At 67.8% G+C, this 21,609-nt stretch carries 22 protein-coding genes; 5 read left to right on the top strand and 17 right to left on the bottom strand.

Annotated elements, in window-relative coordinates:
• The first annotated feature begins 17 nt into the window (after positions 1-17).
• From A5713_RS22560 to A5713_RS22570, 3 genes are all read left to right on the top strand, one after another.
• Positions 18-755 (top strand): superoxide dismutase family protein, encoded by a 738-nt coding sequence (locus A5713_RS22560; protein ID WP_068098431.1) that lies wholly within the window; start codon positions 18-20, stop codon positions 753-755.
• 64 nt (positions 756-819) lie between these two features.
• Complete coding sequence (locus A5713_RS22565; RefSeq protein ID WP_067928112.1) at positions 820-1,221, top strand: hydrogenase; 402 nt, start codon at positions 820-822, stop codon at positions 1,219-1,221.
• Between the two features lie 51 nt (positions 1,222-1,272).
• Entirely contained in the window at positions 1,273-1,923 is a 651-nt protein-coding gene (locus A5713_RS22570) for a DUF1345 domain-containing protein (RefSeq protein ID WP_068098458.1), read from the top strand.
• 33 nt (positions 1,924-1,956) lie between these two features.
• Here the strand turns inward: A5713_RS22570 and A5713_RS22575 are convergent, their stop codons facing one another.
• The 3 genes from A5713_RS22575 to A5713_RS22585 all read right to left on the bottom strand — a co-directional run bounded on the left by A5713_RS22575 (position 1,957) and on the right by A5713_RS22585 (position 4,754).
• Positions 1,957-2,883, bottom strand: coding sequence for an LLM class F420-dependent oxidoreductase (locus tag A5713_RS22575; protein WP_068098459.1), 927 nt, complete (start codon positions 2,881-2,883; stop codon positions 1,957-1,959).
• Positions 2,884-2,990: 107 nt separating this feature from the next.
• Positions 2,991-3,305, bottom strand: coding sequence for a hypothetical protein (locus A5713_RS22580; RefSeq protein WP_142393460.1), 315 nt, complete (start codon positions 3,303-3,305; stop codon positions 2,991-2,993).
• A 249-nt stretch (positions 3,306-3,554) separates the two neighbouring features.
• The gene (locus tag A5713_RS22585; protein ID WP_068098432.1) at positions 3,555-4,754 is read right to left on the bottom strand and encodes a cytochrome P450; all 1,200 of its coding nucleotides are present in this window, start codon (positions 4,752-4,754) and stop codon (positions 3,555-3,557) included.
• Positions 4,755-5,053: 299 nt separating this feature from the next.
• On the opposite strand from A5713_RS22585, the gene A5713_RS22590 reads away from it, so the two are divergent.
• Positions 5,054-5,737, top strand: a complete 684-nt coding sequence (locus A5713_RS22590) for a TetR/AcrR family transcriptional regulator (protein ID WP_068098460.1) — start codon at positions 5,054-5,056, stop codon at positions 5,735-5,737.
• A gap of 161 nt (positions 5,738-5,898) precedes the next feature.
• On the opposite strand, the gene groL is transcribed toward A5713_RS22590, so the two are convergent.
• The 8 genes from groL to alr all read right to left on the bottom strand — a co-directional run bounded on the left by groL (position 5,899) and on the right by alr (position 13,010).
• Positions 5,899-7,521 carry a chaperonin GroEL gene (gene groL, locus A5713_RS22595; protein ID WP_068098433.1) on the bottom strand — a complete coding sequence of 541 codons (1,623 nt, stop codon included), beginning with the start codon at positions 7,519-7,521 and terminating at the stop codon, positions 5,899-5,901.
• A gap of 88 nt (positions 7,522-7,609) precedes the next feature.
• Positions 7,610-7,912: a co-chaperone GroES gene (gene groES, locus A5713_RS22600; protein ID WP_007167930.1), complete on the bottom strand. Its 303-nt coding sequence runs from the start codon at positions 7,910-7,912 to the stop codon at positions 7,610-7,612.
• 200 nt (positions 7,913-8,112) lie between these two features.
• Complete coding sequence (gene tsaD, locus A5713_RS22605; RefSeq protein WP_068098434.1) at positions 8,113-9,144, bottom strand: tRNA (adenosine(37)-N6)-threonylcarbamoyltransferase complex transferase subunit TsaD; 1,032 nt, start codon at positions 9,142-9,144, stop codon at positions 8,113-8,115.
• The gene (rimI, locus tag A5713_RS22610) at positions 9,141-9,608 is read right to left on the bottom strand and encodes a ribosomal protein S18-alanine N-acetyltransferase (protein ID WP_068098435.1); all 468 of its coding nucleotides are present in this window, start codon (positions 9,606-9,608) and stop codon (positions 9,141-9,143) included. The genes tsaD and rimI overlap by 4 nt, the downstream gene beginning before the upstream one ends.
• Positions 9,605-10,228 carry a tRNA (adenosine(37)-N6)-threonylcarbamoyltransferase complex dimerization subunit type 1 TsaB gene (gene tsaB / locus A5713_RS22615; protein ID WP_068098462.1) on the bottom strand — a complete coding sequence of 208 codons (624 nt, stop codon included), beginning with the start codon at positions 10,226-10,228 and terminating at the stop codon, positions 9,605-9,607. The genes rimI and tsaB overlap by 4 nt, the downstream gene beginning before the upstream one ends.
• Positions 10,225-10,662 (bottom strand): tRNA (adenosine(37)-N6)-threonylcarbamoyltransferase complex ATPase subunit type 1 TsaE, encoded by a 438-nt coding sequence (tsaE, locus tag A5713_RS22620; protein ID WP_068098461.1) that lies wholly within the window; start codon positions 10,660-10,662, stop codon positions 10,225-10,227. The genes tsaB and tsaE overlap by 4 nt, the downstream gene beginning before the upstream one ends.
• Positions 10,663-10,738: 76 nt before the next feature.
• Entirely contained in the window at positions 10,739-11,794 is a 1,056-nt protein-coding gene (locus A5713_RS22625; RefSeq protein WP_197516450.1) for an alpha/beta fold hydrolase, read from the bottom strand.
• Positions 11,795-11,843: 49 nt separating this feature from the next.
• Positions 11,844-13,010, bottom strand: coding sequence for an alanine racemase (gene alr / locus A5713_RS22630; RefSeq protein ID WP_197516451.1), 1,167 nt, complete (start codon positions 13,008-13,010; stop codon positions 11,844-11,846).
• A 534-nt stretch (positions 13,011-13,544) separates the two neighbouring features.
• Here alr and A5713_RS28490 point away from each other — a divergent pair.
• Positions 13,545-14,120, top strand: a complete 576-nt coding sequence (locus A5713_RS28490) for a hypothetical protein (RefSeq protein ID WP_156751994.1) — start codon at positions 13,545-13,547, stop codon at positions 14,118-14,120.
• A 29-nt stretch (positions 14,121-14,149) separates the two neighbouring features.
• Here the strand turns inward: A5713_RS28490 and A5713_RS22635 are convergent, their stop codons facing one another.
• The 6 genes from A5713_RS22635 to glmS form a co-directional block, all read right to left on the bottom strand.
• Entirely contained in the window at positions 14,150-15,544 is a 1,395-nt protein-coding gene (locus A5713_RS22635; RefSeq protein ID WP_068098438.1) for a glutamate decarboxylase, read from the bottom strand.
• Positions 15,545-15,559: 15 nt separating this feature from the next.
• Positions 15,560-16,981, bottom strand: a complete 1,422-nt coding sequence (locus A5713_RS22640; RefSeq protein WP_068098463.1) for a bifunctional ADP-dependent NAD(P)H-hydrate dehydratase/NAD(P)H-hydrate epimerase — start codon at positions 16,979-16,981, stop codon at positions 15,560-15,562.
• Positions 16,982-17,026: 45 nt separating this feature from the next.
• The gene (locus tag A5713_RS22645) at positions 17,027-17,704 is read right to left on the bottom strand and encodes a rhomboid-like protein (RefSeq protein ID WP_067926499.1); all 678 of its coding nucleotides are present in this window, start codon (positions 17,702-17,704) and stop codon (positions 17,027-17,029) included.
• A gap of 91 nt (positions 17,705-17,795) precedes the next feature.
• Complete coding sequence (locus A5713_RS22650) at positions 17,796-18,659, bottom strand: DUF4436 domain-containing protein (protein ID WP_067926502.1); 864 nt, start codon at positions 18,657-18,659, stop codon at positions 17,796-17,798.
• Positions 18,660-18,738: 79 nt separating this feature from the next.
• Complete coding sequence (locus A5713_RS22655; protein WP_068098439.1) at positions 18,739-19,632, bottom strand: DUF4436 domain-containing protein; 894 nt, start codon at positions 19,630-19,632, stop codon at positions 18,739-18,741.
• A gap of 90 nt (positions 19,633-19,722) precedes the next feature.
• Complete coding sequence (gene glmS / locus A5713_RS22660; RefSeq protein WP_068098440.1) at positions 19,723-21,588, bottom strand: glutamine--fructose-6-phosphate transaminase (isomerizing); 1,866 nt, start codon at positions 21,586-21,588, stop codon at positions 19,723-19,725.
• Positions 21,589-21,609 lie beyond the last annotated feature (21 nt).

Genomic DNA, 21,609 nt, shown 5'->3' on the forward strand with positions numbered 1-21,609 from the left:
CGGGGTACGACGGGCCCATGAAGAACAAGGGCGTATCCTTCACGACCGCGGTGCTTGCCGTGACCATTGCACCGTTGGCCGCATGCGCAAATCAGCAGGGTGGCCAGGCCACCAGTTCGACGTCCTCGAGCGCGCCGCCCGGCACGGAGCGGATGACCACGCAGTTGAAGAGCGCCGACGGAAACCAGGTCGGCACCGCCACCATCGATTTCGCGAACGGCTACGCGACGGTCACCGTGGAGACCGGAGCCAATCAGGTTCTTAGCCCGGGCTTTCACGGGCTGCAAATCCATTCGGTGGGCAAATGCGACGGTGACTTCGAGTCCGCGGGAAGCGTCTACCAGGCGCCGGACCACACGGGTTTTCCGGCCAGCGGCGACCTGACCGCATTGCAGGTGCGCAACGACGGCTCGGCCAAGCTCGTCACCACCACCAACCTGTTGACGGCCTCGGACCTGCGCAACAGCTCGGGGACCGCGCTCGTCGTGCACCAGACCGCGGACAACCTGAGCACCAGCTCCACCGGTGAATCCGGCAAGCGGGTGGCCTGCGGCGTATTGGCAGCGGCGTCCGCGACGACGACGTCGTCCACGTCGACAACGACCAGCGTCACGACGATCACGACGACGACCGAAGTGCCGCCGCCGTCCACGAGCACGAGCACCGTCACCGTGACCAGCAGCCCCGGCTACACGTCGACACTGCCAACCACGACCGCGACGACGCCGCCGAGCCTTCCACCCGGCACACGCTGACGGCAGGCGGCGCGGATCACGCTAACGGCAGACATGCGCTGCACCGCGCCCCTAGGGTGCTGACATGCAGACGGTGCTGTTCACGCTCGGGCTGGTCCTCTTCCTGATCGGCCTGCTCACCGGATTCGCCGTCGCGGCGCTGAAGAATCCGCGCATGGCGCTGTCGAGCCACCTCGAGGCCGTCCTCAACGGCATGTTCCTCGTGCTGATCGGCCTGCTCTGGCCCCACCTCCACCTGAGTTACGCCTGGGGCGTTACGGCCGTCGTGTTGATCGTGTACGCCGCCTACGCGAACTGGCTCGCGACCCTGCTCGCGGCGGCGTGGGGCGCCGGCCGCAGGCTCGCGCCGATCGCGGCGGCCGACCACGAGGCCGCGGCGGCGAAGGAGCGGGTCGTCAGCTTCCTGTTGCTGTCACTGGCCGTGGCGATCATAGCGGGCGTGGTCATCGTCATCGTCGGGATCTGACGGCCCGGGATTTTGGCGACGGCCGACGAACGCTCGTGCTTAGGTCGGGTGGTGGAAAACCTCGTTCAGTTGTTTCGCGACACGGTCGCGGCCCGGATCGCGGTGGCCGCCCTGCTCGGAGTCGCCGCGGCGCTCGCGGTGGGCAACGCACTGGGGTGGCGATTCGCGCTGGTCGGCTGGATCGTCACCGCGGGTGTCTACGTGGTGTGGACGCGGCTGCTGCTGGGCCGTATGGACGCCGATCAGACATGCAGATACGTGACGAGGGAGGACCCCACTCGGTGGGTGGCCGACGCGGTCATCGTGTCCGCGAGCGTCGCGAGCCTGGGCGGGGTCGGTTACGTGGTGGCCGCTGCATCGCATTCGGGCCCCGAGAAGGTAGCGGCCGCCGTCGTCGGCGTCTTGACCGTTGCGGCGTCCTGGTTCGCCGTACACACCTTGTTCACCGTGCACTACGCGCGCCTCTATTACTCCGACGGGCCCGGGGGAATCAACTTCCACGACCCGGAGCCACCCCGCTTTCGCGACTTTGCCTATGTCGCCTTCACCGTCGGCATGACCTTTCAGGTGTCGGACACCGAGATCGGACTGACATCGATCAGGGCGACGGTGTTGCGCCACGCGTTGCTGTCCTACCTCTTCGGCGCGGTCGTCTTGGCGGTCACCGTCAACTTGATCGCGGGGCTGGGCGCCAAGGCCTGATCATGCCGAGAAGGATGGCGCGTAACCGGCACCTCACCGCGCGTCGACGACCGGCTTCAGCGCCTCGCCCACCGCAGTGACGACACCGGGTGTGTAGCGGTGCGTCGGCAGGTTGACGATCACGCCGTCGATGCCCACGTCAATGATCCGGCGCTTGATCTCGTCGGCGATCCGGTCGATGGTGCCGGTGACCGCCCGCCCACCGCGGGCCTCCCCGATGTCGCTGGGCGCGCCGTAACCGTCGACGACGACGGTCAGCAACGCGCTGGTCTCCAACGTGGACGGATCACGGTCGATTTCCGCGCAGCGCTGCCGCAGCACCTCGAGCTTGCCGGGCAGCTGGTCGATGTCGGCGATGATGTTGAGGTGGTCGGCGTAGCGGGCGGCCAGCCGGAACGTCTTCTTCTCCCCGCTGCCGCCGAGCATGACCGGGATGTGGTCGCGGTAGCGGGGCTCGTTGATCGCGCTTTCCGTGCGATACCACTTGCCGGTGAAGGTGGGACGCTCGCCGTGCAGCATCGGCACGATGATGTCGAGCGCCTCCTGCAGCTTCTCGAATCGCTCGGTGAACGTGCCGAACTCGAAGCCCAGCTGCTGGTGCTCCAACTCGAACCAGCCCGCCCCGATGCCGAGGATCGCCCGGCCTGCGCTCACGACGTCCAGGGTGGTGATCGCCTTCGCGAGCAGGGTCGGGTTGCGGTAGGTGTTGCCGGTCACCAACGTCGACAGCTGCACCCGCTCCACCGAGGCGGCCAGGGCACCGAGCGCGGTGTAGGCCTCCAGCATGGGCTCGTCGGGCTCGCCGAGGCCCGGTAGCTGGTAGAAGTGGTCCATCAACAGGACGGTGTCGAAGCCGGCGCCTTCGGCCTCGCGGGCCTGGGCTTGGACGGCGGGAAACAGTTCGGCGACTGGTGTGCCGTAGGAGAAGTTGGGAATTTGTAGTCCGAGGCGAATGGTCACGCACGACTGCAACACGGCCGCGCGTCGTTTCCATTCCGACCGTCGGGGCTAAATCAGTTACCTGTGCGCGAATTCGGCTCGCTCGGCACTGACCGCCGCGGGATTCGCTAGGGGCACATGAAGCTGATCGGCGGGCAATGCCGGATGGTGATCGCTTCGATCGGCGGGTTGTCGCCGTCCCAGATCGAGGTCGGCCGGCCCTGCATGGTGACGTTGCCCATCCCGTATTGGGTCGGATACCAGGTGTGGCAGACACTCCAATCCCAGTCGATGTACTGGTTCACCACGTAGGGCATCTGCTTCGGGTCGCCCGGGCACCAGCGGTGCGGTTCCATCGTGTCCGCGTGAGCGACGCCCACACCCCACCCGGTTAGCGCGGTACTCCCCGCCAGCACTGCGGAGGCGGTGAGTCGCTTCGTCATGTGGGCAAGCGGCATGATGGCTGTCCTCTCTGGTGTCTTGGTGGAAACCAGTGCACAAGCCCCGCCTGGCTACCGATCCCAACAAACCGAATCCGGGGAATCAACAGCCTTGAGTACGCTCGGGCCCGATCCGGCCGTCTGCATCCGGCGGTGGTACGAGTGCACGCTTATGACTTGGCGCCAAAACAGCCTGCGAATGCGGCCCATCGTCTCGCTGCGGGGCCTGGAATCCTTGCCGATGCGTCTGAGCTAGATGAACGCGGGCATCGATTCCCAGCCTCGGACAGCCGACGCTGATGATAAGTGGGCGTTCTGGGTGTCGATGTCCCATTCGGGGAAGCGCTTGAGGATTTCCTCGAGCGCGATTCGTGCCTCCAGCCCGGCGAGTGCCGCTCCTAGGCAGAAGTGAGCTCCCACGCTGAACGCCAGGTGCTGACGCGGCTGGCGGTGGATGTCGAATCGGTCTCCGTCAGGCGGGAATTGGCGATGGTCGCGGCAAGCTGATGCGATCAGCGGCATCATGACGCTGCCTTCGGGCACTGTGTGGCCGTACCACTCGGTGTCCCGGGTGACGTAGCGGGCGAGGTGCGGTACGGGGGATTCGTAGCGCAGCAGTTCCTCGATCGTCTGTGGAATCAACCGATGATTGGCTGCGATTTCGCGCCGCTGGTCGGGATGGTCGGCGAGAACTTTTCCGGCCCAGCCGAGGAGTCGGGTGGTGGTCTCGTTGCCTGCGGAGGCGACGAGGCTGATGTACAGCAGGATTTCGTCGCGGGTCAGGGTTCGGCGGACTCCTGTCTCGTCGTCGAATTCGACGTTGAGGAGTTCGGTTGTGATGTCGTCGGAGGGATGTTCGGCGCGCCAGTCGAGGTAGGCGGCGAACACCTCGTCGTAGTGGACGCCTTCCGAGGCCAGTGTCATGGGTTGGCCGGCCTCGGTGAGCAACGAGGCATTCGAGCGTTCCCGGATTTGTTCTTGGTCGTCTTCGGGAATGCCGACCAGCATTCCGATGACTCTCATCGGCATCTGAGCGCCAAGATCGGCGATGAAATCGAAACGTCCAGTGCCGACGAGAGGGTCAAGACATTGTGCGCAAAACGCGCGAATCTTGTCCTCGAGCTCGGCGATCTTGCGGGGGGTGAACATCCGCGCGAGCAATTTACGATGGATGTCGTGAACCGGTGGGTCTTCGAAAACGATGATGCCGGGGGGTATTTCGATGTTGGCCTTGATCACTTCGAGGATCATTCCGCGGGCTGAACTGAACGTGCCGGTGTCGACAAGCGCACGACTCACGTCCTGGAAACGACTGAGCGCATAGAAATCGTATTGCTCGTTGTAGTACAGCGGCGACTCCTCGCGCAGCCGCCGGAACATTGGGTAGGGATCGGCGAGAAGTTCCACATCGTAGGGGTCGTACCGAATGTCGTTGACCTCAGTTACGGTCATGGTCCGTCCTCCTGGTGCAGCGGAACCGGCCGCGATTCCTCGATGTATCACAGCAGACCCAGCGCCGACTGACAAGACAAATCAGAGTAAAATGTCGCGTCATCGTTGACTGTTGCGGATTCGCGCGGTGTGGTGAAGAGGAACTCCTGCGCGGCAGGCGCGCACTCGCTCTTGAGATTTCGTACAAACTGGCTCGTTCGAAGCGACAAGATATCGTTGACCTCGGCCCCAGTTCGCAATACCTTTAACTTCAGGTTGTCACGTCATGCCGAACTGGAGCACGATGATGGGCCTTGCCCTTGCGTAGCCATGGATGGTCGGGCCACACGCCGGCCTCCGATGAGGAAGCCGTCAACAGGATTCTGGACGCGGTTGACTCCTTGGTTGCCGAAGGCGGATCGGCCATCCGCGTCAGCGACCTGGCCCGCGTTCTGGGAGTGAGCCGCCAGACCATCTACCGTTACTTTCCTGGGGCTGAAGCGCTTCTGGTCGGCAGTCAGATGCGTTCGGCTGACGGCTTTCTCGATCGTTTAGCCGATCACCTGCGTGGGTGGACAAATCCGGCGGCTGCCGTCGTCGAGGGCGTAGCATTCGCGGCCGAGGAGTTCGCCGACGACCCGCTGATGGCGCGGTTCCTAGAGACACGGTTACCGGGTGGCACGTCAGCCTCGTTCACCGCCGGTGCGGCATTTGCTCTCGGACGAGAAATGTTCCGGCGATATGACGTCGACTGGGCCGCCCACGGCTTCGACGACGCTGCGATGGACGACCTCATCGAACTCGCTGTACGCACACTTCAGTCGGTTCTGCTCGATCCTCCCGAGCGGCCACTCAACCCAGTGGCACTCCGCAGTCTCGTGGGCAGATGGCTTGGACCGGCCGTCCTCTACCACCAGCTGACCCGCGACATCGATGCACTAACCACTCTCACGCATGCCAGGCAACTGACTTCCAGCGCTCGCGGATCAGTCAAATTGGCGTGACCAGAGCGCATTCAGCCACCCGGAGCTACCAACCCCAACCCGCAACGCTGCCACCTGTACCCACTGATGAACGGCTCTCGTTTGAGGCCGCGGCGTAGCCATAGGCAAAGCGAAGGCCCCCGTTCCGAAGCGGATACGGGGGCCTCGCTAGTTCCTACTGACTAGTGGTGGTGATGTCCGTGACCGTGGCCGTGGTCGTCGTGCTCGTCGGCCGGCTTGTCAACGACCGCGGTCTCGGTGGTCAGCACCATGCGCGCCACCGACGCGGCGTTGAGCACCGCGGACCGGGTCACCTTGACGGGGTCGATCACGCCGTCGGCGATCAAGTCGCCGTAGGTGAGCTTGTCGGCGTTGAGCCCGTGCCCGGCCGGCAACTCGCTGACCTTGCTCACCGCGACCGCACCGTCCAGGCCGGCGTTGGTGGCGATCCAGTACAGCGGTGCCGCGAGCGCCCGGGCGAACACCGCGACGCCCGCCGCCTGGTCGCCGGTCAGCGACTCGCGCAGCTCCTTCAGCGCGTTGCGCGCGCCGATGAGCGCCGACCCGCCACCCGCGACGATGCCCTCCTCGACGGCGGCCTTGGCGGCCGCGACGGCATCCTCGACGCTCTCCTTGCGTTCCTTGAGCGCCGTCTCCGTGGCCGCACCCACTTTGATCACGGCCACGCCGCCGGCCAGCTTGGCCAGCCGCTCCTGCAGTTTCTCGCGGTCCCAGTCGGAATCGCTCTTCTCGATCTCGGCGCGCAGCTGCTTGATCCGGTCGGCGACCGCATCCTTGGAGCCGCCCCCGTCGACGATGATGGTGTCGTCCTTGCTCACCACCACGCGGCGGGCCGAGCCCAGCACGTCGGTGCCGACCTCGCGCAGCAGCAGGCCGGCGTCGGGGTTGACCACCTGGCCTCCGGTGACCACGGCCAGGTCCTCGAGGAACGCCTTGCGGCGGTCGCCGAAGAACGGCGCCTTCACGGCAACCGCCTTGAGCGTCTTGCGAATCGAGTTGACCACCAGCGTCGCCAGGGCCTCGCCCTCGATGTCCTCGGCGATGATCAGCAACGGCTTACCCGACTCGGCCACCTTCTCCAGCATGGGCAGCAGGTCGGGCAACGAGCTGATCTTCTCCTGGTGCAACAGGATCAGCGGGTCGTCCAGCACGGCTTCCTGCGAGTCGAAGTCGGTGACGAAATACGCCGACAGGAAACCCTTGTCGAAACCGACGCCCTCGGTGAACTCGAGCTCGGTGCTCAGCGTCGAAGACTCTTCCACGCTGACCACGCCGTCGGCGCCGACCTTGGTCATCGCCTCACCGACCAGCTCGCCGAGGTGCTGGTCGCGCGACGAGACGGTCGCCACCTGAGCGATGCCGTCCTTGCCGGACACCGGGGTGGCCGCCGCCAGCAGCGCCTCGGACGCGGCGTCGGCCGCCTTGGAGATGCCCACGCCGAGCTCGATCGGGTTGGCGCCCGCCGCAACCAGCCGCAGGCCGGCCTTGACCAGCGCCTGCGCCAGCACGGTCGCGGTCGTGGTGCCGTCACCCGCCACGTCGTTGGTCTTGGTCGCCACCGACTTCACCAGCTGGGCACCCAAGTTCTCGAATGGGTCTTCCAGGTCGATCTCACGCGCGACGGTCACGCCGTCGTTGGTGACGGCCGGGCCGCCGAATGCCTTGGCCAGCACCACATGCCGGCCGCGTGGCCCCAATGTCACCCGGACCGCGTCGGCGAGCGCGTTGACGCCGGCCTCGATGGCGCGGCGCGCGGTCTCGTCGTACTCAATGATCTTGCTCATCAGGCTCCTTTAAGAAGGGCGATAACGCGTGCCGCCCCGGAAATCACCCGCGAACATGCGCGGGGATCGCCGGGGCGGGCCACGGTGCTTACTTCGATACGACGGCCAGCACGTCGCGCGCCGACAGGATCAGGTACTCCTCGCCGTTGTACTTGATCTCGGTGCCGCCGTACTTGCTGTAGATGACGGTGTCACCTTCCGAGACGTCGAGCGGGATCCGCTTCTCGCCGTCCTCGTCCCAGCGGCCGGGACCGACGGCGACGACGGTGCCTTCCTGCGGCTTCTCCTTGGCGGTGTCAGGAATGACCAGACCGGACGCGGTCGTGGTCTCGGCCTCGTTGGCCTGCACGAGAATCTTGTCCTCGAGTGGCTTGATGTTCACCTTCGCCACGATTGGAGCCCTCCACTAGTTAGATCGGGTCCGGGGCGGTTGCCCCGGAATTATCAAGGGATTCGGCAGTCGTCCGAGCCCGAGCGCCGTCGTCGCGGGTGCCGGCACAGGGTTTGGCCGATTGCCACCTAGCACTCTATACACGAGAGTGCTAGCACTCAAGGGCACCCCGCTGCGTAGCGGGTATTCGCTACGAGCGATCAGCTCACCTGGGCTTTCACCACCGGCAGGCCCGGGTCGCTGGCCGCATCCAGCGGCGAGGGCGGCGCCCCGGCGGCCACCAGGTGCGCGGCGAAGGAGGCGATCATCGCCCCGTTGTCGGTGCAGAGCCGCGGCCTCGGAATCCGCAGCGTCAGGCCGGCCGCCGCGCAGCGCTGCTCGGCCAACTCCCGCAGCCGTGAATTTGCGGCCACTCCCCCGGCGATCAGCAGCGTCGAGACGCCGAGCCGGGTCGCCGCCCGCACCGCCTTCATGGTCAGCACGTCGGCGACCGCCTCCTGGAAACCCGCGGCCACATCGGCGTTCACCGCGTCGGGGTGACTCTCCAGATAGCGCGCGACGGCCGTTTTGAGCCCGGAAAAGCTGAAGGCGTACGGGTCGTCGGCGGGGCCGGTCATGCCGCGCGGGAAGGCGGGGATCTCTGCGGCCTCCCGGCCGCAGCTGCGGGCCAGCTCGTCGAGCACCCTGCCGCCGGGGTAGCCCAGGCCCAGCAGCCGGGCCACCTTGTCGTAGGCCTCGCCCGCGGCGTCGTCGACCGTGTTGCCCAGCTCGACGATCGGTTCGCCGAGGGAACGCACGTGCAGGAGGTGCGTGTGGCCGCCGGACACCAGTAGCGCCACGCACTCGGGCAGCGGCCCGTGTTCGTAGACGTCGGCGGCCAGGTGGCCGCCCAGGTGGTTCACGGCGTAGAACGGCACCCCCCACGCGGCCGCATACGCCTTGGCCGCGGCCACTCCGACCAGCAGCGCGCCGGCCAGGCCGGGCCCGATCGTGGCGGCGACGATGTCGGGCTTGCCCAGGCCGGCCGCCGCCAGGGCGCGGCGCATGGTGGGGCCGAGGGCCTCCAGATGCGCCCGCGACGCGATCTCGGGGACCACGCCGCCGAAGCGGACGTGTTCGTCGACGCTGGACGCCACCTCGTCGGCCAGTAGCGTCACGGTGCCGTCATCGTCGAGCCGCGCGATGCCGACTCCCGTTTCGTCGCAGGAGCTTTCGATGGCCAGGATGATCATTGGGCGCCCCGGCGCATGGTGTAGGCGTCGGCGCCGCTGGCGCGGTAGTAGCGCCGGCGCAGGCCGATCCGCTCGAACCCGACGCTTTGGTACAGCGCGATGGCCGCCTCGTTGTCGGTGCGGACCTCCAGGAAGACGACGCCTCCCTCGGCGAAGACCAGCAGCTCCTCGAGCAATCGGCGGCCGATGCCCAGCCCTTGATACGCGGCGTCCACGCCGATGGTGTGCACCTCGTACTCGAACGGTGGGGTGCGGCCCAGCCGCGAGATTCCGGCATACCCGACGAGGACGCCGCCGACCCGCGCGGCCACGTAATGGTTGTGCGGGCTGGCCAGTTCCCGGTTGAAGGCCGCGGCCGGCCACGGGTCGTCGCCGTCGAACAGCTGCCTTTCCAGCTCCGCGCAGCGCGCCGCGTCGTCGGGGGTCAGCGCACCGAGCGTCACGGGCTCGCTCGTGGCCGTCATCCGCGCGCCGCCATGGGTTTGGCGTCCGGGCGGCGCAGATACAGCGCCACCAACGGCAATGGGCGTTGCGACCAGTCGGGCACGGCGGCGACGAGCCCGGCCGGGGTGGGGTAGACCGGCCCGCGGTGCGGCAGGCCGAACGGCTCGGCATGCTCCTTGGAGCCGGCCACCGCCTGCGCGCCGCCGGGATCGACGTCGACCGGAGCGTTGACCCCCGGTCCGTCCATGCGGAACCCGTCGCGGTAGCGCGCCCAGTAGACCTCGCGCCTGCGGGCGTCGGTGACCACCAGCACCTCGCCGGTGGTGCGCACCCCGATGGCGTCCAGGCTGCACACGCCGTGCACCGGGATGCCCAGCGCATGGCCGTAGGCGGCGGCGGTGGCCATCCCGACCCGCAGGCCGGTGAAGGGGCCGGGGCCGCAGCCCACCACGACGGCCTCCAGGTCACCCATGGTCAGCCCGGCGTCGGCGAGGGCGGCCACCACGTTCGGGGTGAGCCGTTCGGCGTGCGCCCGGGCGTCGACGGTGACCCGCTCGGCCAGCACGGTCATGTCGTCGCGCCGGACGATCCCGGCGGTCACCGCCGGGGTGGCGGTGTCGAGGGCGAGAACGAGCGTCACGAGCGCACCCACTGCCACGAGGCGATCCGCGCGTCCGAACCGCTCAGGCGTTCCAGGCGGATGTCGAGGTGACGCTCGGCGAGGCGTTCGACGATGCCCTCGCCCCACTCCACGACGACGACCGCGTCGTCGAGGTCGGTGTCGAGGTCGAGTGAGTCGAGCTCGCCGAGCAGGCCGGCGCCGTCGGTGTCCAAGAGCCGGTACATGTCGACATGAATCATCGCCGGTGCGCCGGGGCGCCGCGGCGGGTGCACCCGCGCCAGCACGTACGACGGTGAGGTGACCGGACCGTCGACGTCCATCGCCGCGGCAATTCCCTTGGCCAGCACGGTCTTTCCCGCGCCGAGCGGGCCGGTGAGCACCACCACGTCCCCCGCGCGCAACTGCTCGCCGAGGCGCGACCCCAGCGCGACGGTGTCCTCGACGCGATCCAGGGTGGCCGTGCCCGCGTCTTGCGGCGATCGCGAGCGCGGCGAAGGCGGGCGCGGCGGGTCGCCGCCATCAGACCTTTCAGCGATCACGCCGCCGCAGCCTTTCCCGCATCCACCGGGCCGTCAGCGCGGCGCGGCCGGGGGTGGCCCGCTTGACCAGCCGGACCAGCCCGTCGTTGATCGCCTCGGGCTTGTCCAGCAGCGCGAGGTGGCTGGCCCCCCGAACGATGACCAGCTCGGACTGCGGCAGCGACGCCGCCATCTTGCGGGAGTATTCGTCCGGGGTCAGCAGGTCGTGGTCACCGCAGGCGATCAGGGTGGGGATGCGCAGCAGGGTCCACAGGCCCGCGGTCTCGTCGTGGTGCTCTAAGGCATCCAGGAACTCCACCATGGTCGGGATGGGGGTGCCGTTCATCATTCGCTGCGAGAAGGCGTCCAGGCTCCGGCTGACCTGCAGGTCGCTGAAGGAGGCGGCCCGCAGGACCGGGCCGATCAGCGAGCGCGACACGTTGCGGCCGCGGTGCATCAGCTTCGGCGCGGACCGTGCGGTGAACCGGAACGCTTCCAGCGCCGGGTTTTTCAGGATCTCGCCCAGCGGGGACCGGGCAACGCCTTCCGCCGCCGAGGAGATCAATGCGGCGCCGACGATCCGGCGCCCGTACTGGCCGGGGAATTGGCGGGCGTGCGACAACACCGTCATGCCGCCCATGGAGTGGCCGACCAGCACAACCATCCCGCGCGGCGCGACCACCTCGAGCACACTCTGAAGGTCCTGACCGAGCTGAGTCAGCGTGTAGCTCTCGGGCGCGGCCTCGTCGGATTGCCCGTGCCCGCGCTGGTCGTAGAAGACCATCCGGACGCCCGGGCCCACCTGCTCGGGCAGCCGCGTCCGCTGAAAATGAAAGGCGCCCATCCGCAGACAGAACCCGTGGACGAAGACCATGGTCAACGGGGCGTCCGCCGGACCGGCTTCCCGGATCGCCAGCGACACGCCGTCGGGGGTGGTCACCACGGAGCGGCGATCGTCGTCGATCCTGTCGAAATCCTCGTCGGCGTAAGGATCTTCGATGCCGCGGGTGCGCTGGATCATCGAACGGCGGGCCGAGGCTCCGACGATGGTGGCGAGGGCAGTCACCCCCGCCCCTCCCGCAAGCCAAGCCCCCCTCTGGCGCCTGCGGGCTCCCTCAGGACTCAATGGTTTGCGCCTCGCGATAGGTCCTGGTGATGCGCCCGCGGGGACTGGTCACCACCTCGTAGTGGATGGTGCCGAGGAGGTCGGCCCAGTCCTGCGCGGTGGGTTCCCCACTGCTGCCGGGCCCGAACAGGATCGCCTCGTCGCCCTCGGCCACGTCAGTCGGGCCGGGGCCGAGGTCGACGACGAACTGGTCCATGCAGATCCGGCCGACCCCGGGCCGCCGCCTGCCGTTGATCAACACGTCCAATCGTCCGCCCAGCGAGCGGAAGACGCCGTCGGCGTAGCCGACCGGGAGCAACGCCAGGTTCGTGTCGCGTTCGGCGGTCCAGGTGTGCCCATACGAGACGCTCTCGCCAGCGCAGATCGACTTCACCAACGCCACAGGGCATTTCACCGTCATCGCCGGCACCAGACCCATGTCCCCGAGCTCGGGAACCGGGCTCAGACCGTACACGGCGAGGCCGGGCCGAACCAGGTCGAAGGCCAAATCGGGACGCGACATGGTGGCCGACGAGTTCGCCAGGTGCGCCACCTCGAACCGCACCCCCTGCTCGCGCGCCTGCGTCAGCATGTCGCTGAAGCGTTGGGCCTGAAGGTCGTTGACGGGGTTGGCGGGTTGATCGGCGAACACCATGTGTGACATCAGGCCGCGCAGCCGAACCGCCTCCTCGGCGACGGCCCGGCGCAGCGCGGTCAGCATCGACGGGTACTGGGCGGGGTGGACGCCGTTGCGGTTGAGCCCGGTGTCGACCTTGACGGTGACCGTGGCGGTGCGGCCCGTTCGGCGCGCCGCGTCCAGCAGCTCGTCGAGTTGACGCTCCGACGACACCGCGATCTCCACGTCGGCCAGCAGCGCCGGCCCGAAGTCGATGCCGGGCGGGTGCAACCAGGCGAGCAAGGGCGCGGCGATCCCGTCGGCGCGCAGCGCCAGCGCCTCGGCGACGGTGGCGACCCCCAGCTCGGCCGCGCCACCGGCCAGCGCCGCGCGCGCCGCCTGGGTGGCCCCGTGGCCGTAGCCGTCGGCCTTGACGACGGCCATCACCTGCGCGCGGCCGGCGTGCTCGCACAGCAACCGCACGTTGTGCTCAATGGCGCCCAGGTCCACCAGGGCCTCGGCGACCAGGCCCGGTGTCAGGGATATCGGCGTAACAGCCACGGCCGCCATTGTCCCAGAACCGGCCGCAGGCGCGGCGGACCAACGACGCCACTTTGTCACAACAGCCACAGAAGCCCCACGCGTCCCCGCGTCGGGCGGCACCGCGCGTGCCCGCCTCCGAGCGACAAGCCGGCCGCGACGAGCTGGGGACATGTCCCGCTCAGATCGTCTGGTGACGCCCGAAGTACTTGTGATCTTCGCTATAACCGCCGTAGCCGCTGCCGATCTCGGTGTAGCTGGCCAGGAACTCGATGCCGTTGATCCACTTCACTTGCTTGAATCCGTGCTGCAGTTCATTGCGCAGCAGCGCGGGCTGATGAAGCAGGGTTTATCGGGCAAGTCGCAGATGGCAGAGTAGGTGAACGTGTGCGTTCCTCGACTTTGGAGCGGGTTTTTGGTCGAACCGAATCCTCGACCCAAAGACTCCACGTCCATGCGCACGACACGCCCGACGCAACCACAAGTCACACCCGCATCAGATGTACCGCCGGAGAAACACTCAATGGTCTCGTAAAGCACCGCATTTCAACCACGATGAAATCTGAAGCCATGAATTCCGAAGCCTTTGCCGCAGCGCTCATATCAGCAACACGTTCGCCGGACCTTCCTAAAGATGACGACCTTTTCGATTTCATCATCGGCGACTGGGAACTGGCTGCCCGAGTATATGACGATGACGGCAACGTAAAAGCCAGTCGAGGGGAATTGCTCAGTTCTTGGATACTGGAGGGCCGCGCAATACAGGATCTATTCATCTTTCCCCCTCGTGTCGATCGACGCAGTACACGTCCATCTCGCGGTGACCGGTATGGAACTACCATTCGTGTATACGATAACGAAGACCGGACCTGGCGTGTGTACTGGCTAAATCCCGCGGACGAGAAAACGAGCGGCGAACTCCGGGCGCGTCCCGATGGCGTGGGCATCGTACTAACGGGCACGTTATGGGACGGCGCCGAAGTTCGTTGGTATTACCGAGAAATCACCGCAACATCATTTCGTTATAGTGCTGAGAAATTGACACCCAATCGACGATGGCAGCGCTATCTAGAATTGGACGGTCTGCGGCAGCGGGATGGCCATGCGACTGGGCATTCGCCCAGCCAATGACCTATTCGATAATTATTGAGAAACCTCAATCAGTGCGCGAAATGCTGGGCGTCGTAGTGGCCGCCGGGCTTGAGCTTGTCCAGCGAGGTCAGCGCCGAGACGGCGTCGTCGTGCAGCGCACGGGCCAGGTCGGCCGACAGCCCTTCGCGCACCACGATGCGCAGCACCGAGACGTTGGTGGCGTTGTCGGGCATGGTGTAGGCGGGCACCTGCCAGCCGTAGGTGCGCAGCTCGTGCGACACGTCGAACTCGGTGTATCCGCGGTCCCCGGCGAGCCGGAACGCGACCACGGGGATCGCCGAACCGTCCGAGATCAGCTCGCAGTGGTCGCTGACCCGCAGCTGCTCGCCCAGCCACCGCGCCGTCCCGGACAGCGCCTGCATGACCTTGCTATAACCGTCGCGGCCTAGCCGCAGGAAGTTGTAATACTGGCCGACCACCTGGTTGCCGGGGCGCGAGAAGTTCAGGGTGAAGGTCGGCATGTCGCCGCCCAGGTAGTTGACCCGGAAAACCAGCTCCTCGGGCAGGTATTCCTTGCTGCGCCACACCACGAACCCGACACCGGGATAGGTCAGCCCGTACTTGTGACCGCTGACGTTGATCGAGACCACCCGGGGCAGCCGGAAGTCCCACTTGAGTTCCGGGTGCAGGAAGGGCACCACGAATCCGCCGCTGGCGGCGTCGACGTGGACCGGCACGTCCACCCCACCGCCGGCGGCCAGCTTGTCCAGCGCGCCGCAGATCTCGGCGACCGGTTCGAGTTCACCGGTGTAGGTGGTGCCCAGGATCGCCACCACGCCGATGGTGTCCTCGTCGACGGCGTCCACGACCTGCTCGGGGGTGATGACGTAGCGGCCCTCCTCCATCGGCAGGTAGCGCGGCTCGACGTCGAAGTAGCGGCAGAACTTCTCCCACACCACCTGGACGTTGGAGCCCATCACCAAGTTCGGCCGGCGGCCCTCCCAGCCTCCCCCTTTGCCGGAGCCGACCTTTGCTCGCCACCGCCACTTCATCGCCAGGCCGCCCAGCATGACGGCCTCGCTGGAGCCGATGGTCGACACGCCGCAGGCACTGTAGGGGTCGGCGTCGTCCAGGTCGTCGGCGTGGAACAGGTCGGCCACCATGCACACGCAGCGCTGCTCGATCGCCGCGGTCGCCGGGTACTCGTCCTTGTCGATCATGTTCTTGTCGAACGTCTCGGCCATCAGCTTCCCGGCTTCGGGGTCCATCCACGTCGTCACGAAGGTCGCCAGGTTGAGTCGCGAGCTGCCGTCGAGCATGAGTTCGTCGTGGATGAAGCGGTAGGCCGCCTCGGGGTCCATCGACTCGTCGGGCATCCGCAGCGCCGGCACCGGCGAGGTGAACAGGCGGCCGGTGTACGCGGGGGTGATCGCGTGGGCGGGCAGGGAAGGATGTTGGGGCACTGCGGAGAGTCCTTTCTAGAGGGCGGCCAGCGCCGCCCTGATGTGCGGAACCATGCGCGACGACGACGTCGGCGCGTCCCCCGGCCCCGGGTCGGCGGCCGACAGCGCCGCCGCCCGGGCGTGGACGAACGCCGCCGCCGCGGCCGCCTCGGCCGCCGGCAGCCCCGCGGCCAGCAGCGCGCCGATCATGCCGGACAACACGTCGCCGGAGCCCGCCGTGGCCGCCCAGGATTGCCCGGCCGGGTTGAGGTACACCGGGCCGCCCGGATCGGCGATCACGGTGACGTTCCCCTTGAGCAGCACCGTGGCGCCGAAGGTGTCGGCGAGCTTGCGGCACGCGCCCACCCGGTCGTCCCCGGGGGGATTACCCGCCAGGCGGGCGAATTCACCGGCGTGCGGGGTCAGCACCGTGGGCGCGGTGCGGTTGGCGGCCAGCTCGGGGTGCGCCGCCAGGATGGTCAGCCCGTCGGCGTCGACGATCACCGGCAGGTCGGTCTCCAGCGCGAACCACAGCGCGGCGGCCCCGGTGTCGTCGGTGCCCAATCCCGGCCCGACGACCCAGGATTGGACCCGCCCGGCCGATGCCGGGGTGGGTGAGGCGATCACCTCCGGCCAGTGGGCTAGCACCTCGTGGTGCGCGCTGCCCGCGTACCGGACCATCCCGGACGTCGCCGCGACCGCGGCACCGGTGCACAGCACGGCCGCGCCCGGATACGTCGACGAGCCGGCCATCACTCCGGTCACGCCCTGGGTGTACTTGTCGTCGCGTGGGCCCGGCACCGGCCACCGCGCGGCCACGTCGCCGGCCTCGAAACCCAGCACGTCGGTGTCCGGGAGGTCGAGGCCGATGTCGATCAGCCGCACCCGCCCGCAGTCGGCCAGCGCGTGCACGGGCTTGAGCCCGCCGAAGGTGACGGTCAGGACGGCGTGCACCGCGGGGCCGGTGATGGCGCCTGTCGCGACGTCGATGCCACTGGGGATGTCGACGGCCACCACTGGGACGCCCGCCTGGTCGACCGCCGCGAACACCTCGGCCGCGGCCGGGCGCAGCGGTCCCGAGCCGGAGATGCCCACCACCCCGTCGATGACGAGATCGGTTGTGGGCGAGACGCTTTCCACCACGCGACCGCCGGCCTTGGTGAACGCCGCCAGTGACTTGCGGTGGGTGTGCTCCGGGTTGAGCAACACCGCGTCGGCGGCCGCGCCACGGCGACGCACGAAGGTGGCTGCCCACAGGGCGTCGCCGCCGTTGTCGCCCGAGCCGACGACCGCGCACACCCGGCGGCCGGCCACCCCGCCGGTGCGGGCACGCAACTCGGCGATGATCTCGGCGGCGAGGCCGAAGGCCGCGCGCCGCATCAGGGCCCCGTCGGGCAGGCTGGCCAGCAGCGGTGCCTCTGCCTGGCGGATCGCGTCTACGGAGTAGTAGTGCCGCACCACAGCCACATTACGGGTAGGGGTCGCGCAATTGGCCGCTGCCGCTCAGGCCGACACCTCGGGTGAACCGCGCCGCCGCGCCATGGCCCGCAGTCGCGCGGGAGTCAGCTGTCGGGGGTCCTGGTGGCGGGTCATCGGGTAGAAGCACAGCCCGACGAGGATCGAGGTGAAGTGTCCGATCGCGGTGAAGTTGAGCTCGATCCGGTCCATCGCGATCAACGGGAAGCCGAAGATGACGAACAGCACGCCGAGATAGCCCCAGCGCCACGGTCGCGCGATGTGATAGGCCAGCACCGCCATCACCCCGACCAAAAAGTAGCTCACGCCGATGTCGCGGGCGTGCACCAGCCGTTCCGACGCGTCGTGCTCCTCGATCGCGAAATACAGCAGGCCCTCGCTGAAATAGGTGGACAGGATGTGCGCGCTCAATCCCACTGTGAGCCAACGCAACTGGCCAAGCCAGTGTTCGGCCGGCGCCAGGAACAACGAGAACAGGATCAGGTAGGGCGCCAGGTTGCCGCCGTCGATCCACAGCAGGCTGGAGAACAGCACATCGAGCGGATCGCGGGCCAGCCCGTGGATGTTGGTGGAATGGTGCATCAGCATCGAGTGCAGTTGCCGCTGGGGCAGCCAGTGCTGGATGAGCGTCGTGACGAGCAGCACGAGCAGCCAGCCGTAGGTCAACGGCGCGCTGCTGACGTAATGCCAGACGGCGAGCCCCATGCTGCGCAGTCGGGACCGCACCGGTGCATTCGTCACGTCATCACCTTCGCACGCTGCTCGCTGCGTCGCGCGAATTACCCGTCGGCGGCCCTCACGGGGTCGACGGCGCAGCGACCGGATCCGCCGCTGCCGTCGCGGCGGGCGCGGGAACCTCCGGTCGCAGATGCCGCCACCAGCACAGGATGTAGAGCAGCATCGAGATGACCAAGACGACGAGCACCCACAACACGAGGGTGACGTCGATCCAGCCCCCGAAGGGCGGCGAGCCCGGAAGCGCGTTGCGCAGCGGTACGACCGCGAACAGCATCGCCGCGTACCACGTCGTCATCGGCGGCTGGAACTTCCGTCGGTTGCGCACCGTCTGGACGGCGACGAACAGACCCAGGCCGGCGATGGCGATGAGCACCCCGCAGATCACGATGCCGAACGCCGCCGCGCTGAGCGAGCGGTGCAGGCTCACCCGGTAGGGGCCGGCCCCGTCGACGGACACACGCCAGCCGGAGAGGTGGTTGACGAACGTCACGGGGATGCGTTCGGGCACGTTCCCGGGGCCGTGCATGAGCTCGATCTCGACCGGCCCGGAACCGTAGTGGTCGAAGGGCCAATTCTCGATCTCTCCCGCGATGGTCAGCGGGACCGGGAAGACGCCGGGCAGCATGCCCTTGGTCCAGCTGCGGCGGGTCGGCGTCGCCACGGAACGCACTCGCAGACTGAGGTCTTCGTTGAGGTGCTGGGTCTGCGGATCCAGCAGGGCCGATCCGGGCGAAATGGTCAGATTGGCCATCAGCACGCTGTAGTTCGACTGGACGTCCTCGATGACCAGGGTGGCCGTGCTCCGCTCACCGCCGGCCGGGATCTCCGGGTGGTGATGCCCCCCGCTGCTGGCATAGAGCGCGACCGACGCGACGTATGCCCCGACGACGCCCACGATCAGAGCGATGATCCCGTACCTCACGACCGCCCCCCTACCCGATTCGGCCACCGTGGCCGTCAAAGTCTTGAAACACAAGGAATTCCAAGCGATCGCCGAAGGTTCAGCCCGACGGCGCGGGGACCGGCTCCGCCGGTGGAGTGGCGACGACATCCGGCCGCAGATGCCGCCACCAGCAGGTGATGTAGAGCAGCATCGCGATCACCAGCGCGACGATCACCCAGAGGACGATGGTCACATCGATCCACGCCCCGAACGGGGGCAGTCCGGGAAGCGCGTTGCGCAGCGGTACCACCGCGAAGAGCATCGCCGCGTACCACGTCGTCATCGGGGGCTGAAATTTTCGCCGGTCACGCAGCGTTTGGATCGCCACGACCAGGCCCAGGCCGGCGATGGCGATGAGCACACCGCAAATGACGATGCCGAACACCGCGGTGCTCAGCGCGCGCCGCACGCTCAGCCGGTACGCCTCGTGGCCGGGGATCTTGGTGGCGGAGACCTTGAAGCCGGACAGGTGGTCGATGAGTCGCACCGGGATGAGTTCGGGCGGCTTGGTCGTGTCGCCGCCGGGGAAGAGTTGCACCTCGATCGGTCCGGAGGCGTAGTTGTCGAACGGCCACCGTTCGAGGTGTCCGGCGATGGTCAGCGGGACCGGAAAGACGCCGGGAAGCATGCCCGGTGTGTATTCGCGCCGGCTGGGCTGGGCCGAAGATCTGACGCGCAGCACCAGGTCTTCCTTGAGCCGGTGGGTGACCGGATCCAACAGCGCGGGTCCTGGCGACACGGCCAGGTTGGCGACGACCGCGCTGTAGTTCGACTGCATCTCTTCCACAGTCAACGTCGCCATGCTCTGGGTGACCGACTCCGCGTTGTCGCTCAGGGTGCCGGGAGCCGCCCCTTCGACGGTGTCCTCGTAGAGCTCGATCAACGCGACGTACGTCGCGACGATGAGCACGACAAGACCTGCTATGGCGAATCTTCGGACCGCCGACGGCATGCTGCTCCTAGCCCTGCGGAGTGTCTTGTTTCCCAAGGAAATCTAACGGAACCGCCCGGCTCGCGCGGCGATACGGCCGAAGCGGCGCGGCTATTCCACGGTGACGGACTTCGCGAGGTTTCGCGGTTTGTCGACGTCGTAACCTCGGGCCTGGGCAACCGACGCGGCGAACACCTGCAGCGGGATGGTCGACAGCAGCGGCTGCAAAAGGGTTGACACCGAAGGGATTTCGATCAGGTGGTCCGCATAGGGCCGCACGGTGTCGTCGCCCTCCTCGGCGATGACGATGGTGATCGCGCCGCGCGCCTGGATCTCGCGGATGTTGGACAGCAGCTTGGAGTGCAGCGTGGCCTGCCCCTTGGGCGAGGGCATGACGACGATGACCGGCAGGTCGTCCTCGATCAGCGCGATGGGGCCGTGCTTGAGCTCGCCGGCGGCGAAGCCCTCGGCGTGCATGTAGGCCAGTTCCTTGAGTTTCAGCGCGCCTTCCAGCGCCACCGGGTAGCCGACGTGGCGGCCCAGGAACAGCACGGTCGAGGACTGGGCGAACCGGTGCGCCAGGGCGGCCACCGGCTCGATCATCGCGAGCACCCGCGCGACCAGGTCCGGCATCGATTCCAGCTCGCGGTACTCCCGCTCGACCTCGTCGGGATACTTGGTGCCGCGAGCCTGGGCCAGTGCCAGGCCCACCAGATAGTTGGCGGTGATCTGCGCCAGGAACGTCTTGGTTGAGGCGACGCCGATCTCGGGGCCGGCGCGGGTGTAGAGCACGGCGTCGCATTCGCGCGGGATCTGCGAGCCGTTGGTGTTGCAGATGGCCAGCACCTTGGCCTTCTGCTCCTTGGCGTGGCGGACGGCCTCGAGCGTGTCGGCGGTTTCCCCGGACTGCGAGATGGCGACCACCAGGGTGCTGCGGTCCAGCACCGGGTCGCGGTACCGGAACTCGCTGGCCAGTTCCACCTCGACCGGCAGCCGGGTCCAGTGCTCGATGGCGTATTTCGCGAGCAGCCCGGAGTGATAGGCGGTGCCGCAGGCCACCACGAACACCTTGTCGATCTCGCGCAGCTCCTGATCGGAGAGCCGCTGCTCGTCGAGCAGGATCCGGCCGTCGACGAAATGCCCGAGCAGAGTGTCGGCCACCGCGGCGGGCTGCTCGGCGATCTCCTTGAGCATGAAGTACTCGTAGCCGCCCTTTTCCGCGGCGGCCAGGTCCCAGTCGATGTGGAACTCGCGGTACTCGACGTCGGGGTTGCCGTGGAAGTCGGTGATCCGGTAGCCGTCGGCGGTGAGCACCACGGCCTGGTCCTGGCCGAGTTCGACGGCGTGGCGGGTGTGCGGGATGAACGCGGCCACGTCGGAGCCGACGAACATCTCGCCGTCGCCGATGCCGAGCACCAGCGGCGTCGAGCGGCGAGCGGCCACGATGGTGCCGGGCTCGTCGGCGTTGGTGAACACCAGCGTGAAGTGCCCCTCCAGCCGGCGCAGCACGGCCAGCACCGAGGCGGCGAAGTCACCTGCGGTCGGCCCGTGCCGGTAGGCCTGCGCCACCAGGTGCACCGCCACCTCGGTGTCGGTGTCGCTGGTGAACTCCACGCCGTAGGCCTCCAGCTCGTGGCGCAGGCTCGGGTAGTTCTCGATGATGCCGTTGTGGACGACGGCGATCTTGCCGGCGGCGTCGGGGTGCGGGTGCGCGTTGCGGTCGGTGGGGCGCCCGTGCGTGGCCCAGCGCGTGTGGCCCAGGCCGGTGGTGCCGCCCAGCGACTCCGGCGGCATCTGCGCGACCGCCTCTTCCAGATTGGCCAGCCGGCCCGCGCGGCGGCACACCGTGAGCGCGCCGGCGCCGTTGACGAGTGCGATCCCTGAGGAGTCGTAGCCGCGGTACTCCATCCGGCGCAGCGCATCCATGACGACCTTGCAGGCAGGCTGCTGCCCGACGTAGCCGACGATTCCGCACATTTGAACCAGGGTAGTGCAGGC

The sequence above is a fragment of the Mycobacterium sp. E2497 genome (assembly GCF_001668695.1).
Lineage (GTDB): Bacteria > Actinomycetota > Actinomycetes > Mycobacteriales > Mycobacteriaceae > Mycobacterium.